24 protein-coding genes and 3 pseudogenes are annotated in these 15,818 nt (G+C 33.3%); 1 reads left to right on the top strand and 26 read right to left on the bottom strand.

Annotated features, from left to right (window positions below):
- Positions 1-87 precede the first annotated feature (87 nt).
- Entirely contained in the window at positions 88-900 is an 813-nt protein-coding gene (locus tag K6959_RS02230) for a YfkD famly protein (protein WP_163242675.1), read from the bottom strand.
- 177 nt (positions 901-1,077) lie between these two features.
- Positions 1,078-1,458, bottom strand: coding sequence for an OsmC family protein (locus tag K6959_RS02225; RefSeq protein WP_163242676.1), 381 nt, complete (start codon positions 1,456-1,458; stop codon positions 1,078-1,080).
- Between the two features lie 156 nt (positions 1,459-1,614).
- Between K6959_RS02225 and K6959_RS19770 the strand changes: the two are divergent.
- A pseudogene (locus tag K6959_RS19770) lies at positions 1,615-1,728 on the top strand (transposase); the annotation flags it as partial.
- A gap of 121 nt (positions 1,729-1,849) precedes the next feature.
- Here the strand turns inward: K6959_RS19770 and K6959_RS02215 are convergent.
- The 24 genes and pseudogenes from K6959_RS02215 to K6959_RS02105 all read right to left on the bottom strand — a co-directional run bounded on the left by K6959_RS02215 (position 1,850) and on the right by K6959_RS02105 (position 15,805).
- Entirely contained in the window at positions 1,850-2,038 is a 189-nt protein-coding gene (locus K6959_RS02215; RefSeq protein ID WP_163242677.1) for a hypothetical protein, read from the bottom strand.
- 119 nt (positions 2,039-2,157) lie between these two features.
- A complete protein-coding gene (locus tag K6959_RS18710) occupies positions 2,158-2,367 on the bottom strand; it encodes a hypothetical protein (protein WP_246234779.1) in 210 nt (69 codons plus the stop codon).
- A gap of 208 nt (positions 2,368-2,575) precedes the next feature.
- Positions 2,576-2,695 carry a CdiA family toxin C-terminal domain-containing protein gene (locus K6959_RS18705; protein WP_246234782.1) on the bottom strand — a complete coding sequence of 40 codons (120 nt, stop codon included), beginning with the start codon at positions 2,693-2,695 and terminating at the stop codon, positions 2,576-2,578.
- Positions 2,696-2,701: 6 nt separating this feature from the next.
- On the bottom strand, positions 2,702-3,112 hold the full coding sequence (locus K6959_RS02205) for a CdiA family toxin C-terminal domain-containing protein (protein ID WP_262421868.1): 411 nt from the start codon (positions 3,110-3,112) through the stop codon (positions 2,702-2,704).
- A gap of 343 nt (positions 3,113-3,455) precedes the next feature.
- Complete coding sequence (locus K6959_RS02200) at positions 3,456-3,848, bottom strand: immunity 50 family protein (RefSeq protein WP_223087519.1); 393 nt, start codon at positions 3,846-3,848, stop codon at positions 3,456-3,458.
- 10 nt (positions 3,849-3,858) lie between these two features.
- A complete protein-coding gene (locus K6959_RS18700) occupies positions 3,859-4,440 on the bottom strand; it encodes an HNH/endonuclease VII fold putative polymorphic toxin (RefSeq protein ID WP_262421867.1) in 582 nt (193 codons plus the stop codon).
- Positions 4,441-4,882: 442 nt separating this feature from the next.
- Positions 4,883-5,263, bottom strand: a complete 381-nt coding sequence (locus K6959_RS02190; RefSeq protein WP_316252514.1) for a hypothetical protein — start codon at positions 5,261-5,263, stop codon at positions 4,883-4,885.
- Between the two features lie 34 nt (positions 5,264-5,297).
- A complete protein-coding gene (locus K6959_RS02185; RefSeq protein WP_223087515.1) occupies positions 5,298-5,585 on the bottom strand; it encodes a hypothetical protein in 288 nt (95 codons plus the stop codon).
- A 58-nt stretch (positions 5,586-5,643) separates the two neighbouring features.
- Complete coding sequence (locus K6959_RS02180) at positions 5,644-6,096, bottom strand: hypothetical protein (RefSeq protein ID WP_223087514.1); 453 nt, start codon at positions 6,094-6,096, stop codon at positions 5,644-5,646.
- Positions 6,097-6,296: 200 nt separating this feature from the next.
- Positions 6,297-6,716 carry a contact-dependent growth inhibition system immunity protein gene (locus K6959_RS02175; protein ID WP_223087512.1) on the bottom strand — a complete coding sequence of 140 codons (420 nt, stop codon included), beginning with the start codon at positions 6,714-6,716 and terminating at the stop codon, positions 6,297-6,299.
- Entirely contained in the window at positions 6,713-7,102 is a 390-nt protein-coding gene (locus tag K6959_RS02170; RefSeq protein WP_223087510.1) for a polymorphic toxin type 28 domain-containing protein, read from the bottom strand. The genes K6959_RS02175 and K6959_RS02170 overlap by 4 nt, the downstream gene beginning before the upstream one ends.
- A 31-nt stretch (positions 7,103-7,133) precedes the next feature.
- Positions 7,134-7,418, bottom strand: coding sequence for a hypothetical protein (locus tag K6959_RS02165; protein ID WP_223087509.1), 285 nt, complete (start codon positions 7,416-7,418; stop codon positions 7,134-7,136).
- Between the two features lie 253 nt (positions 7,419-7,671).
- Positions 7,672-8,148: an RNA 2'-phosphotransferase gene (locus K6959_RS02160; RefSeq protein ID WP_262421866.1), complete on the bottom strand. Its 477-nt coding sequence runs from the start codon at positions 8,146-8,148 to the stop codon at positions 7,672-7,674.
- 73 nt (positions 8,149-8,221) lie between these two features.
- Positions 8,222-8,578: pseudogene (locus K6959_RS02155) on the bottom strand (hypothetical protein); the annotation flags it as partial.
- Between the two features lie 17 nt (positions 8,579-8,595).
- Positions 8,596-9,300, bottom strand: a complete 705-nt coding sequence (locus K6959_RS18695) for a ParB/RepB/Spo0J family partition protein (protein WP_246234959.1) — start codon at positions 9,298-9,300, stop codon at positions 8,596-8,598.
- 349 nt (positions 9,301-9,649) lie between these two features.
- A complete protein-coding gene (locus K6959_RS02145; RefSeq protein WP_262421865.1) occupies positions 9,650-9,793 on the bottom strand; it encodes a hypothetical protein in 144 nt (47 codons plus the stop codon).
- Positions 9,794-9,805: 12 nt separating this feature from the next.
- Complete coding sequence (locus K6959_RS02140; RefSeq protein ID WP_223087507.1) at positions 9,806-10,267, bottom strand: hypothetical protein; 462 nt, start codon at positions 10,265-10,267, stop codon at positions 9,806-9,808.
- Positions 10,268-10,286: 19 nt separating this feature from the next.
- Entirely contained in the window at positions 10,287-10,961 is a 675-nt protein-coding gene (locus K6959_RS18690) for a hypothetical protein (RefSeq protein WP_262421864.1), read from the bottom strand.
- Positions 10,962-11,186: 225 nt separating this feature from the next.
- The gene (locus K6959_RS02130) at positions 11,187-11,348 is read right to left on the bottom strand and encodes a hypothetical protein (protein WP_223087505.1); all 162 of its coding nucleotides are present in this window, start codon (positions 11,346-11,348) and stop codon (positions 11,187-11,189) included.
- Positions 11,349-11,423: 75 nt separating this feature from the next.
- A complete protein-coding gene (locus tag K6959_RS02125; protein WP_163243604.1) occupies positions 11,424-11,828 on the bottom strand; it encodes a hypothetical protein in 405 nt (134 codons plus the stop codon).
- A 13-nt stretch (positions 11,829-11,841) separates the two neighbouring features.
- Positions 11,842-12,417 carry an EndoU domain-containing protein gene (locus K6959_RS02120; protein ID WP_262421863.1) on the bottom strand — a complete coding sequence of 192 codons (576 nt, stop codon included), beginning with the start codon at positions 12,415-12,417 and terminating at the stop codon, positions 11,842-11,844.
- Positions 12,418-12,690: 273 nt separating this feature from the next.
- Positions 12,691-13,877 (bottom strand): annotated as a pseudogene (locus K6959_RS19980) (ISL3 family transposase).
- A 162-nt stretch (positions 13,878-14,039) separates the two neighbouring features.
- Positions 14,040-14,534, bottom strand: coding sequence for a hypothetical protein (locus K6959_RS02110; RefSeq protein WP_218944018.1), 495 nt, complete (start codon positions 14,532-14,534; stop codon positions 14,040-14,042).
- Between the two features lie 11 nt (positions 14,535-14,545).
- A complete protein-coding gene (locus tag K6959_RS02105) occupies positions 14,546-15,805 on the bottom strand; it encodes a pre-toxin TG domain-containing protein (RefSeq protein WP_223087503.1) in 1,260 nt (419 codons plus the stop codon).
- Positions 15,806-15,818: the final 13 nt, after the last annotated feature.

Genomic DNA, 15,818 nt, shown 5'->3' with positions numbered 1-15,818 from the left:
CCATCTTGCCGTAAGTTAATTCTTTGGCTAAAATCGTCAACATTTCTTTAAAGAACTTAGTGTTTTTTAAGTGATACGTGACATTTTCTATCGCGGCTGCTCTGTTGCAACAAATGCAAATGAAATATGATCTTGCACTGGAATCCAAGCACCGACTCCTTGTGAAATGACGTTTTTAACGACAACCATCCTTTTATTTCCCTTTAATACAAGATAAACTTCTCCATATGTGACTTTTCCCTTTTCATTAATTGCTGGAGCATAAGCGTATAAATAACCTAGTCGGTTGGCAGGTATGTTATAAATATGATCTTTTTTTGTTCCTCCGCCAATAATTGTCTCAAACGAAAGAGGCAAACCAGTCTTCTCTGCTGCTTTTAGTAGCATCATTTTTTTTACATCTTCAGAATTAGGAACTTTTGCTGTAAGTCCTCCTTTAACGACCTTTTGGACCTCTTGAACGTAATGTATTTGAAATGGTGAATTTCCTCCGCGATTATCTTGATAGTTTGTATTAATCTTTTGGTACTCCCAATTAGGAGATGTTTCAATTGACTCATAATTTAACGGCCATTGCCCTAAATAAATCGTTGCCTTATAGCCAAGAGCAAATGGAGTACTATTAACATTAGATTCATTTAACATTTTAATTAAATCAGGGTTTTCAATTTTAATTTTTGTTGAATGAAGTAGTTCTTGGGTAAACTCACTCGGCTGCAGCTGCGGCAAATCTTGTGTAGGATTGGGATATGTGTTTTCCTTTGCAATGTTCATAACTGAATTTGGGATTTCATACTTAACCGATTTTTTCTGTTTTTCCGCTTTTTCCGCTGACATAGGTGTCGATATGAACGAGAGCATAAAAATAATACTTAAAAGAGCGATAAGTGATTTTTTCAAGATAATGAACTCCTTTCATTGTAAAAATTCATCACATTTGTTTTATAGTTTTTTCGGAGTTGATTAATATTATCCATCGAATTATCGTTTTTAAGTATCATTGTAAATAAAGCTTTCAGGTTCAATAAACATAAAAATGACTCTATACCAATATAAGGTACAAAGTCATTTTTTAAATTACACCACTTCAAACGTTTGGACCAATTCAATGCTCCCAATTACCGATTGAGCCATCGGACAGTTTTTCTTTGTTAGCTGAAGCGCCTTTTCAATTTTTTCTTTCGGTAAGTTTCCTCCTGTTAAAATAAAATGAGTACAAATTTTTTCAATTCGATTTGCCTGAGCTTTATTGTGCTCAGTACTCGTTTCTATTTGAATATTTTCAACTTCAAGACGCATCCCTTTTAAAACACGGCGCAATACTTCTCCACTGCATACTGCAATAGAAGAAACAAGCAACTGATCAGGGCGAAAACCATGCTTCTCATCTCCAGATACATTTAAGCAACCGTATGGCAGCTCACAATTAAAACCAAACTCATCCATATTAAATTTCAACTTTAATCACCTCAGTAAAATATTCCATTTAAACTTATTTAAATCGTACAATACTTAGATGAGAAGAAAAAGAAATAAGCTCTGATGTGATTAAACTAATGTTTTTTTTGGTGTTTATTTATTGTTTAAAATGTATGCGGAAAAAAAGAACATGGATATAAAATTAAGAATATTAAACGACGAGCTTATGGCTATAGAAATCCTCAAAGATTCAGGACACGTGTATTTTTGGAGTGTACGGGTAAAACTTACAATAAACAGATTGCATAGCCACTCCTTCTTCAGCATTTAGTAAATAATAGTTGGTGGAAAGATTTTGAGTAGTTCCAATCTAGCTAACTAATTACCAGAATTTTTTCCAATCACAAACAATGGTGAAGAGACATTTTTTCTAAATCAAATGACCCCATTGGGTTGTTATTTCTAATAGTGTTTGTGGTGTCACTTGTTTTTCATTCACTTCAGCATATTCGTAAATAAATTGAAGAATATCAAACCAGAACTCTAATCGGATAATAATTGTTTTTAAATCCAATAAAATATCACGTTCGTTTACTTTTCTTTGTTTTTCTTTTGTCACCGTTGTTCTTCCTTTTTTTAAAAATAAAAAAAGCAATACAAACCCTGTATTCATACAAAGTTGGTACTGTTTTAGTGAATTTCCCTAGAACTTTTGTCAAGTAATAGATATTTCGGAAACTATAAATTTAAACTATTTTTTACTTGTAATAATAAATTAGGTAATTCTTCATCCTCTGACTCTGTTACCATTACTTTTTTCACATTTTTCTCTAAATAATTATAGAAAGTTTCAAAATCTAAATATGCCATTTGTTCAATTTTCACTGCTGGATATCCTAACTCTAATAAAACATGTTTATCATCTAACTGTTTAGGCAATTGAGCCATATCATAATCATCTAAGTCAGACTGGAAAAAGATAAAAACTATTTCTTGTCCATATCCTTCTTTTTTAGCAAATAGCTCTAGTGTTTTTTTAAGTATTTACCATTTATAAAATTAAAATACGTTTCCTTTAACTCATCAATTTCCACTTTATTTTCAATTACTTCATATTGTCTATCCATCTAACTATCTCCTTATCAACATTATCAAATTAATCTAAAATCGGGTAAAAATTACTTATTTCCCCAGCATTATTTAAGTAACCTCTAAATTTTAATCCATTAGAAGCCGTCCCTTCTACTAATCTTCCATTTACCGTTCCGAGTTCCATTGCTTCCTATCCCCATGCATAAATTAAATCATCATGGATTATTGCTGGATTATATATTGTTTTAGGATCTCTAATATTCCTATATGTAATTGGTTTAGCAGTATTACAAGCCATATCTTTTCTAGGTATTCTATATTCGACTTCATAAATTCCTTCAATAGAAGGGTGCGGTTTCTTGGAAACCACTAAGTCATCTACATCAACACCTTGACTTTTTAAAGCAGTGTAAAATACATCCGCATTATGTCCACCAACTACGCCTTTTTTGTTTATATTCTCTACATTTTTCAGGTGATTTTTAGCATTATCTCCAAATTGGGAATTTTTAGCCCCACTAGCCTTCTTACCAGTTCCACCCACACCTACCGACACTTTGCCCCCGCTAATCCGATAAATTTGCTCTTCAGCTAATCTCACTCCGCGAGTTCTGAATTCAATTATAAAACATGTTTGTTAAAGTAAAAGATCTATAAAACAAATAACAAAAGCAGTCAATAATTCGCCACTACGTTATCCTAACGTTGGTATTGACTGCTTTATAGGCATATAGCCTTATTTTAGCTAATTAACTTTTCGATTGTTATGTAATTTTTAAGAATTCTTTTATTCAAATATTTTAATCACATTATATAGTCTAATGTTAAGTGTATGGAAATTTTTTAGTTTAAAAAATTCTTCCACAATTTATTTTTGTAAAAATTATTAAAATCAATCTATACATATCATTCATTTAAGGTTATCTCATTAGTTTAGTTTTTATTTAAGGTAATCCTAATAAGCCAGGTGTTACTTTTTCTACTTTACCCCAGTCAAATATGGCCTTTATTTGCAATTGATTATCGCACTTAATTTCTAATAATCCGTCTCCACATTTATCTATTACTATAAATTCATTAATTAAATTATTAGTTCCAAAACGGCTTATTTCTAAATTACGGATGGAAAAAAAAAATAATTCTATATAAACAACATCCCATTTATTCCATCGCTTTGGTTTTATTTTTACTTGATCCTTTGTCATCAATCTCATAGATAAAATCGGACCATCTCTATTCAACTGAATATCTAATAACTCTGCTTTTTCAAATGTTGGAATCTTTCCAAAAATATTAGTCAGTGCTTGAGGATTTAAAAATTTAAATTCATTAATCACTATTCCACTCCTATTTTTTATTTCTTTTTTTGAAATAATAATGGTCTTCCATCCCCTCTACTTTACCAGTCCTAGTATTTTCTATAGGTCTTACATTATGATGAGAGGGTTGATTTCCAATACCTCCAAAATCATGACCTACCGAGTGATCTTGAATTACAATCTTTTTTCCATTAATTTCATAGGTTAATTCCCTAGTCATGATGGGTCGCTTATTAGAATCTAGAATCCAATTTCCATTACTATGTTTTAGAGGTACCATTCTTTGATTAATTGGATGTTGGGATTTTGGGATATTCAATTTTCTTTTAATTTCTTTTAAACTAGCACTTCTAGATTCATGGGATATACTTGCATTAATAAGCTTTCCTGTCTTCTTCCCTGCCCCAGTTCTTCCCCCGCTAATCCGATAAATTTGCTCTTCAGCTAATCTCACCCCGCGCGTTCCGACCACACCTGTCGCATATGCAGGCATGAGGCGGTTTCCGATGAATGGGGAATATGTATCGATGAACTGGCGAATTCTTTCTAGCTCTTTTTGGATGAATTTCTTTCCTGTATCTTTCACTGTCCGGAGAGACAGTTTTGACATTTCACTGACTTGTGCTAGTTTTTTCCTTGCTTTATCCTTTATATTTTAAAAAAAACCACAGAGATTGTTTCTCTATGGATTTTCGTTTATCGTTCCGAACTGTGAAGGATCTATCTTGACTTAATACCAGTTTACTTGCATAAATAAACATTCTTGAAATAGTTGAGATTATTTATATCACAAGCGTTTAAATAAATACTTGAACGACCCGTAACAAATACATTGGAAAAACTAGTACAAAACTCAGAAAAGCAGAAGGAACGTCACTGTTGACTTCTTTTATTAGGCATTTAGCTTTCTCAGTACCCGAGGAAATCCAAAATAGCAAATACCTAGTTTTTCTTTGAAAACTTGCTAGCTCAACATACCCACCGTTTTCTTTAACAGTTTACCTTGTCTTTTTAAATCTTTTTTCTTTACCCTTAGCTAACAAAATAAGTAATTAGACTATAGCCTTAAATGGGGGATGCCCTGTTTCAGCGTTTCTAAGCAATGTCGGTTTTCTAAAACGCAAACTTGATTCTAATTTAAAAATGGCTGTATCTCCATCCATTTCTACAAAGGATACATTTATCCAAATGGGAACCATTGGCTGTAAACCACATAAAATATCTACAGTTACGCTTAGTGGAAACTTTTTACCGCCTACATTTTCTTCACTTAATATATTTAATCTCATTAAATCATCCGCACTATTTAAAGGTTTCCCTCTCTCTTCTACAGCCTCTATCATAAATATACATTCAGAAAAAGAAAGTCCTTTTTTATCTTTTATTTCCATAACAGTAGCCATTAAATTATTAAAAAAAAATTCTGAGTTCATTTGGGTAACTCTTTCCATACCGAATCACCTTTCTCTATCTCGTTTTCAACTTAGTGCTTGATATTAATTTAAGTTTACTCCCATCCACATATCCAGAGTTCGTAAATTTAATTTCATAAATTTCTAACCAACTATTGTTTACATTTACTCCAGCATTCTCTAAAGCTTGAGGAAAAAGATTAGCTTGTTTAGGTGTAGGTGTATAGTGACCAGACCAATTGTTAATACTACGAACTTGTCCATTACTATTTACTTTCATTTTCCCAGCTACCTGAACAGATTCTCCATTTGCCAAAAAAGAGTGTCCACGTCCTATTTTCAAATTTCCATTCATGTCAATAATAAAGTCAACATTTTTAATTCCATTTAGACCATTTATTCTACCATTTTTTTTTTTTTAGAATGAAATCAAATGCTTTTCCTTTTTGAACTTCATTTTGATATCTATTTTTTATTGTTTGAATTTGTTGGTAAGCTTCACTTGCCTTCTTACCAGTTCCACCCACACCTCCCGACACTTTGCCCCCGCTAATCCGATAAATTTGCTCTTCAGCTAATCTCACCCCGCGCGTTCCGACCACACCTGTCGCATATGCAGGCATGAGGCGGTTTCCGATGAATGGGGAATATGTATCGATGAACTGGCGAATTCTTTCTAGCTCTTTTTGGGTGATTTGCTTTCCTGTATCTTTCACTGTCCGGAGAGACAGTTTTGACATTTCACTGACTTGCGCTAGTTTTTTCCTTGCTTGAATTCGAGTCGAGTTTTGGAATGCTAATATTCCTTTTGCCGCTTTTCCGGCTCTCCCGGTTCTTACTCGTCTTTCATTCAATTTTCCCCTGTTTTTGTATCCAAGCAAAAATCAAAATATTAAAAATTACATCAGAATTCTAATCGTATTATAATTGTTTCTAAGTCTAATAATTTATCATATCGAATTTAATTTCTTTTGTATATTCCCCTTCCTTTATAAAAAAAAAGTACGAACCTTGTTTTATACAAAGTTGGTACTGTTTTTTTATTAGGTTACTGCTAGCTGTCATAAGCTTTTTTTATTTTTTCTTTTTGTTCATCTAAATTTTTTCCATACATTTGTTTAATATCTTCGTCTTCCCAGTCAAATTCTAAGTACGACTGTTTTAGTTCTGTAACTTTATCATTTAGCATATTCAATTTGTTTATACTTAATTTATTTATATTAACAGACGAAAGTATCAACTTCAATAATTCACCGTCCTGATATTCTCCATCGTAAGGATTAAGAATAAATAAATCTATAGATTTTTCTAGTGCTAAATTTTTTAAAATATCTTGTCTAATCATTTTGGATATATCTGTTACAGTTAATTCCTCTATTTTTTTATTTATTAGGGAATTATACCATTTTATTAATCCACTACCAAAATTTGATTCATCATAAGATAAATTATATAATTCTTTTAATGTTTTCATCGTATTCCTCCAAACGGTTTAAATAGTTCTTCAATTTTATTAATGTAAAAATTAGCTTTGGCAAATTCTGCTTCCAAAAATTCTTTTACTGTAGAATTTAAATTAGGATTTTTTAAAGAACCTTCTAAACCTTTTTTAACCCCTTGAAGAGCGTCATATGATTGAATCATCTCTGTTTTATGATCCCAAAATCCACCACTAGGCTTTGGAATGGGATTTCCTTGTAAATCTCTTAATGTGCCAGAGAAGTCGTGATCTTTTAAATTATTTTCTATGACATTGTTAAGAGCCTCAACGTTTCTTTTTTGTGCCCGCGTTAGTTCTTCTGAAACGCCGGCCACAGCCCCACTAGCCTTCTTACCAGTTCCACCCACACCTACCGACACTTTGCCCCCGCTAATCCGATAAATTTGCTCTTCAGCTAATCTTCACCCCGCGCGTTCCGACCACACCTGTCGCATATGCAGGCATGAGGCGGTTTCCGATGAATGGGGAATATGTATCGATAAATTGGCGAATTCTTTCTAGCTCTTTTAGGGTGATTTGCTTTCCTGTATCTTTCACTGTCCGGAGAGACAGTTTTGACATTTCACTGACTTGCGCTAGTTTTTTCCTTGCTTGAATTCGAGTCGAATTTTGGAATGCTAACATTCCTTTTGCCGCTTTTCCGGCTCTCCCGGTTCTTACTCGTCTTTCATTCAATTTTCCCCTGTTTTTGTATCCAAGCAAAAATCAAAATATTAAAAATTACATCAGAATTCTAATCGTATTACAATTGTTTCTAAGTCTAATAATTTATCATATCGAATTTAATTTCTTTTGTATATTCCCCTTCCTTTATAAAAAAAAAGTACGAACCTTGTATTGTACAAAGTTCGTACTATCTTTTAATATGCAAATTCAGTTAATTTTGTTCTACTAATTTTCCATAGTTATAGCCTAAAAATAGAATGCATTACTCTTTGACTTCAATAAATTTATTAGGGATATTATCTGCTAACCATACTTTCTCATTTCCTAAATAGAATTTAATCCCTCCCTCTCTAGCTTTTTTAGTATTCACTACTAAAATAATCGGATTTTTGTCTTTTCGTTTTCCAACCAAATTTGCGGTTTCAATATCTTCAGAAAGATGAATATATTGTCTAGACATAGGTAATAATCCATTTAGTTCGATCGAGGTTAAAAACCTAGAAGCCGTTCCATGATAAAGAAATTCAGGTGGTACGGCCTTTTCTTTTACTATTTTCATAGGAATAGAATGTCCATACATTGCACGAATTTTATCTTCTTTTATCTCATGTCTTTTTTTTGCTGACTTCTCAATCATCGCTTTTAAATCTCCTTTCCCTAAATTTACCCATTTTATTGATTGGTGCAATGCATATAATAGTTGCTCAATAGAAACCCAACCTTTTTCGTCTAATTCCAACTCATATTTCCATGGGGCATGCCGTAAAGCATAAGAAACTTCTTTGCTTAAATTCTCTTAAAATTTTTCTTTTTTCAATATCTTGACTCCTATTGTAATCAATCATTTCTTTAATAACGAAGTCGAACCATTCCCAAAAATCATTAAATTCTTTTTTTTGTGCAAATCCTTCTGAAGTAAAGTCATGAATTAATTGTACCTTACTTCCTTTTCCAACCTCAAAACAAGCTATATCATCATTATCATCCCTTCTTGCAAACGGAATCAAATTACGATTGGGATATCTTTCTTTTAAATCGTAATATCTTCTAGTAGCTTGTCCAGATTCAATTAAATACCATACATCAAAATCTACTAAATTTAGTTCAATCAACTTTTTGTAAGACTCTGGATATATATATATATATTTATTAACATAGAATTTTTCCATATCTTTAACACTTCTTTCTAATTCATTTTTTCTAAATCAAATGACCCCATTGGGTTGTTATTTCTAAAACTAGCTTTTTGCTTTTGTATTCTTAAATCCAATGCCTCTCCCCAGGTTTTAGGTATACCTTTACGAGTAGTGAATCTATCAATCATGTTCCCTGGTAAAGGATCATTATAATCTCTAACAACCGCTTTAACATCTATTCCAACTTCCTTAGCTGCAGCAACTCTAGTATTATCAATAGTTGTAAAATTTCCATCTGGCATTCTAACAACATCAATTGGATCTCCTTTCCATCCATTAGCTTTCATACTGGAAATAATCTCCTTAGATCCATTCACAGAAGTTTGACTAAATCTAATTTCTGAAGGATCAATACGACGAGTCACAGGATCAATACTAGGAATTTTAGTCCCACTTACCTTCTTACCAGTTCCACCCACACCTACCCACGCTTTGCCCCCGCTAATCCGATAAATTTGCTCTTCAGCTAATCTCACCCCGCGCGTTCCGACCACACCTGTCGCATATGCAGGCATGAGGCGGTTTCCAATGAATGGGGAATATGTATTGATGAACTGGCGAATTCTTTCTAGCTCTTTTTGGGTGATTTGCTTTCCTGTATCCTTCACTGTCCGGAGAGACAGTTTTGACATTTCACTGACTTGCGCTAGTTTTTTCCCTGCTTGAATTCGAGTCGAATTTTGGAATGCTAACATTCCTTTTGCCGCTTCCGGCTCTCCCGGTTCTTACTCGTCTTTCATTCAATTTTCCCCTGTTTTTGTATCCAAGCAAAAATTACACCAGAATTCTAATCGTATTACAATTGTTTCTAAGTCTAATAATTTATCATATCGAATTTATTTTCTTTTGTATTGTAAATATTCCCCTTCCTTTATAAAAAAACAGTACGAACCTTGTATTATACAAAGTTGGTACTGTTTTTATGCACAATATGATTTCTGAAAAAACTATTTAAAACCTCTTTTATTATTTTTTTATATTGGATTAGATTTTATGAAATTTTGAATTCCATCAAAAATAATATCTCTCATAACTTCAGGATAATCAGAATAACCTTTTTTTCTCCATAATAATATCTAAAACTTTCTTTATATTCCCATCGATTATAACTGTTATAGCGGGGGTTAATTCTCCTGTTTCATCATTTTTAAAAGTTTCTCTTATAATTGTTAATTTCTCATTTGTCATATTTTATTCTCCTCATTTAAAGTAATTTTTGCCATCAATCTGCCAATATCGAAATTTATCTGGTACATTTTCATAAAATTTCTGAAAATACCCTTTCCAATCTTTTGGAATATATTCTTCAAACGATATAGATTCTGGAAACTGTGAATAGAATATTGAATTATCAAAATCTACTAAAAAAAATGGTCTATAATCATAAATAGCATCATTAGGGTTTTCTTCCAATTCACTTAAAAATTTTCTCTTTATATCTTCAGTATTTATTTTATTCTGCTCGATTCGTTCTAAAAAAGCATCCACTGTATCCTTAGTTAAAATAGGTATCCCTTCTCTTTCTTTTTCATACTCGGACGGTAAATAACCCGCTTCGTTATAATCAAGATACCACATTTCACAATCCCCTAAATACCAACTAAAACTATTCTTATACTGAATTCCTACCAAGACTTGTTCTGCATATTTGGGATTAACCATAACAGTATGCCTCCTTATATTATTTTCTTATTTCAGCATTTTGAGCATACTCTATTAACCACTTATTAATTGGATCAGGTGTTTCGTAAGCTACACCACTAAAACCATGTTTTTGAAAAACTGTATCATCTACAATTTTGGGAGCAACCCCTCCTTGATTTAACGGATTATTTTTATAACCTTTTTGTGATATAGCATTTTCTTTTATAAGATCATCCAAATATTTAGGGACTTCAAAATCAACAATATATGAATCAGAACCACGTTTATTTTGGAAATATTGAGAATGCTCTTGACTTGTTGTCACATTTAAATTATGATCTTTTTTAAAATTATTATTCCAAGATAACGTTCCATCATTATTAACTATTAATAATTCTTTACTATCTCCGCCTTGAACCCTGCTATAAGTCACCATCTCTTCTTCATGAACTATTTTAACCTTCTCAAGTCCACTTGCCTTCTTACCAGTTCCACCCACACCTCCCGACACTTTGCCCCCGCTAATCCGATAAATTTGCTCTTCAGCTAATCTCACTCCGCGAGTTCCGACCACACCTGTCGCATATGCTGGCATGAGGCGGTTTCCGATGAATGGGGAATATGTATCGATGAATTGGCGAATTCTTTCTAGCTCTTTTTGGGTGATTTGCTTTCCTATATCTCTCACTGTCCGGAGAGACAGTTTTGACATTTCACTGACTTGCGCTAGTTTTTTCCTTGCTTTATCCTTTATTTTTAAAAAAAAAAATCATAGAGATTGCTTCTCTATGGATTTCGTTTATCATTTATTGTATAGCTACTTTATTCATACCTATGTTCTTTTTTAAGCTCTTCTTTTTTTTTTCTTCAACATTATAACCAAATAACCAAATATTGTTGTGAATCAATCTCATAGAGTTGAAAAGTCTTACAATCATCATACATACCTTCCAAGAAATCCTCTATAACAGTTGTATCTCTTTTTATTTTTTACAACGGAACGATTTCCACTAAATGCCTCACAATCACTTTCACCGAATAATACCTTATCAACATCTTCTATTATCCAATCATTAAATTGTGTTGCTTCAGTAATCAAAAACACCTCCAAACCTAATTTTTTTTTGGATCATAATAATATATATGACAAGATCTTTTGAACCATCATGATATATTATTGTTTTAAGAGAAATTCTTCTATAACTCTCTTCACTGGTAAACTCGCATTTTTCAATAAATTTTGAGCTTTTTCTACCACTTGAGTGTTAGATGATATAATTTCTTTATATTCTTCTGTATTAAATGATCTTAAAGAATCAATCACATATTCAACAACCTCATCAGTTTCACCCAGCATACTTAGCAATAGTTTCAAACCATTTATCCCTAGATCATCATCAATACAATAAGCTAATCTAACTTTCCATTTATCATCCTTACTATGAATATTTTGGAATATTTTTTCCCAATCAGGATCAGTAAAATCATTGAGCAACTCTTCTGCATATGTAACTCCATCATCATAAAAAGAATCGTCTGAACTATTTTCAGATAATACTGCATCAAGTTCTTCGTACATTTTTATTCCTCCTCTATTTTGTAAAACCGACTGGTGCTGGTCCATTAGTTTTTCCTGTTGGATATCCACTAATAACATGGTCACCTTTTTTTATTACATCAATTTCTACACCGTCAACAATTCCTCTATGCCAAGTTGCTCCATCTCTGCCTCTAATACTTATTGGTGTGAAATTCCCAATACCCGCTATGCTATCCAATATCTTTGTATCACTCCAACCATCGGGAAACACTGTGCTAGTTTTTATCTTAGCCAAATTACCATCAGAAAATTGCGTAGTATATTTAATACTCTTAGTTCCATCAGGATTAACCGATATAGTTTCAGTAGCATAATTAGGATGACTATTATTAATATTTGGAGAATGTCCTCCAATAATCTTGTTTTTGTTAGGATCTTTTCTTTGTCCCCAAAGAATTTTTTCTTCCATTTCGGGACTAATTATTGTCTTAGTTTTGTTAGCTTCATTTGCCTTCTTACCAGTTCCACCCACACCTCCCGACACTTTGCCCCCACTAATCCGATAAATTTGCTCTTCAGCTAATCTCACTCCGCGCGTTCCGACCACACCTGTCGCATATGCAGGCATGAGGCGGTTTCCGATGAATGGGGAATATGTATCGATGAACTGGCGAATTTTTTCTAGCTCTTTTTGGATGATTTGCTTTCTTGGTATCCTTCACTGTATTGTTTGTGATTCGGAAAAAATTCTGGTAATTAGTTAGCTAGATTGGAGCCACTCAAAATCTTTCCTTCTTCAGCTTACAAGCTGGCTAGTTGGTGGAAAGGAAGCGGTCAAGTGCTTTCCTTGATGGCTTCTTTTCCACCAACTATTATTTACTAAATGCTGAAGAAGGAGTGGCTAAGCAATCTGTTTATTGTAAGTTTTACCTGTACACTCCAAAAATACACGTGTCCTGAATCTTTGAGGATTTCTATAGCCATAAGCTCGTCGTTTAATATTCTTAATTTTATGATTGGTGCCATCTGTCCTTCCATTAGTATAGGGGGTATGGAAGTATTGCAAAATTTGATTTCGCCTTTTTCTATCGTCTTAGCTACATGATGAAAAGCAGGAAATGGGCTACTCTATGCAAGTTGAAGCCATTCTTTTAACAACTGATGAGCTGTTTCATAATCTGGTGATTGATAAAAATCTCTAAATAGTTCTTTAAGATAATAAGCATAAGCTAAACATTCATTGCCTTCTAAATAACTCATTTAGACGTATTCGTTGTTTTTCATTTACATTTTTATAGCTTTTAAGTAGGCAAAATCTTACTTTTTTCAAACCAGGTATATTCTTACGAACTTGGTCTAATGCCTGAGTTACTTTTTTGAACGACGTGATACTTATCAACAATAATCTGTGCGTGTGGGAAAAGATTTTGAATCGCTTTATGAATGGGTATCAATCACCACGTTTTTTTCCCGTTCGGGATGAATGACTTTCTGTGACAAAAGTTCCATAGTAGAGGCACAATGACGATTTTGATGCATACCCATCACCGCCCCTAAATCAGCATCATAAAGAACGGTCTCATAAGTATGTCCCTTTCGAACAGCCACTTCATCCAAGCTTAACGTGATTTCATGATCTTTTTGCCTTTCATCGATGAATGCCTCCTGTTCCTTTGCTTTTTCATGAGCAACCGAATAGAAAATACGTTCCACTGTTGAGTAAGCTATTTTATATTTCCGGCTTATGTCTTGAATGGTTGTTCCGAGTACTTGTTCATAGATAAACTGGCGAAAACGGTGGGTATAGTGCTGATGTGATCCTACAGATTCAAAAGAAGAAGAAAAGACTTCTTTACAGTTTTTGCACCGATATCTTTTCATGTGAATAATGAGAAATATTGGTTTGTTTAATACAAATAAATCACGTATTTTTCTTGTTCTCCTATCATGGACAGACGAGGAATGAAATCCACAATAGACGCAACGCTCTTTTCTTTCTTTTTTCTCTACATGAACAAAATAATGCGTATCAAAAATCTCACGTTTAACTACTTTAAATTCTGGCAATTCTAGTAACACGGAAAACATTTTAGAACCTCCTATTAATGTTTGTTTGGTGCTAACATTATTACCAGGAATTCAAAAATGTTTTCCTTTTTTATGTTATTTCACAAAAAGTGATGATGAATCTCATTTCTTTGATTCCCACACTAAATAGCAAAGAGCCAATAATATTTTATAGATGATTACCTAATCTTTTGTTCTAATACTATTTAGATAAGCTGAAACTTGTTTTTTATTTGCAGGAATTATCTCATCATCTATTTCAACGTAGTTATTATTTATACTTGTGTACAGACATTCATCACAGAATTTAACTGTATCCTTCTCATCAATAGAAGAAGTCAGACGCAGATTACTATAATGACAGTTTGGACAAATTTCATCTAGCATGTATGCACTTATATCCCATATAAGCTGAATAACCTGAGAACATATCTTTTTTTCATCTAACTGTTTCAACATATTTTTATAATAAGCAATCAACTCTTCAAAGTCATCTTCAGAGTGACCTAAAATAAAATCTTGAGATTTAAATTGTCTTACCTTATTGTATAGATCTTTAGCAGTATGCTTTATAAAAATTTTTTCATACTTATTAATAAAAACTATTAATTTTTCAAACAAAACCGAAAAATTTTTTCCATTAAAATTACTATAAATATTAAATAATTCATTATCCATATTACTACCTCCTACGGTTTGGGTACGGGGTATGCTGTAACAATATTCCCTCCTTTATCTGTTATTATATTAAACCATTGAGTTGGTTGACCGCCTACCTTAGGGATACTGCCTTTTATATTTCCTACTATTTTCCCAGCATCTATGGTTCTTTCGTATGCACCAGACTCTAATTTTTTTACAGAAGAATTAATCGTTGATTTTAATTGTAATATTTTTTTTAATTCATTTTCACTTATTGTAAAAAAGCCAGCATTTTTTTTGGGGTTAAAATGTCTATTTCTAATATGTTCCATACCTGCATTCTTTGAAGGACTAAATCTTGTAGGTCCTTCTGCCAAATTAATTCTAGATTGGACTACACCTATGTGTGGTATAGGATTACCAGCCCCACTAGCCTTCTTACCAGTTCCACCCACACCTACCGACACTTTGCCCCCGCTAATCCGATAAATTTGCTCTTCAGCTAATCTCACCCCGCGAGTTCCGACCACACCTGTCGCATATGCAGGCATGAGGCGGTTTCCGATGAATGGGGAATATGTATCGATGAACTGGCGAATTCTTTCTAGCTCTTTTTGGGTGATTTGCTTTCCTGTATCCTTCACTGTCCGGAGAGACAGTTTTGACATTTCACTGACTTGTGCTAGTTTTTTCCTTGCTTGAATTCGAGTCGAATTTTGGAATGCTAACATTCCTTTTGCCGCTTTTCCGGCTCTCCCGGTTCTGATAAACCAACTAGGTGGTGCAACTGTTAAAACAGTCCAGCCAACTGCCTCGAGCCATTCGGGAAAGCTAAGTTTTTTCCCTGTGAATGGATCTTTCCCATTAAACGCTCGGTAAAGATCGTTTACTCCAATCACTTCCCCAGTTCCTTGAAGAAAGCCCTTAAGCGTTATTCCTTCGCTTACTTGTGTTGTTCGATTAACAGGCTGAATGGTGCGAATCATTTGATTAAATTCTGGAATGTTATGTTGACTTAAAAATGCGTTAATGTTTGATATCGCTTCTAAATAAGGATCGATTGGTTTTGCAGTAGAAAGGGTTTGCTCTAAGGACGGCATTTTTTCGTTGATAAATTCGTTCCCTTTTTGCTTAACCGCGTCCATCTCATATTCTACCGCAGCGAGATCTTCTGGGGCAAGAAGATGAGAAGCTTCACGGAGCACTGCTAATTGACTTTCGATGGTTTCAGCTTGCTGTTCATAATGCCTGTACATCTTTTTTAAATATGCTGCTATTTCTTCTGTGTGAACGATTAGTTTTCCCACTGGGTCACCTCCT

The organism is Bacillus aquiflavi, from assembly GCF_019915265.1.
Taxonomy (GTDB): domain Bacteria; phylum Bacillota; class Bacilli; order Bacillales; family Cytobacillaceae; genus Bacillus_BT; species Bacillus_BT aquiflavi.
Note: the sequence above shows the minus strand (reverse complement) of the source record. Positions and strands in the feature narration are given on the sequence as shown.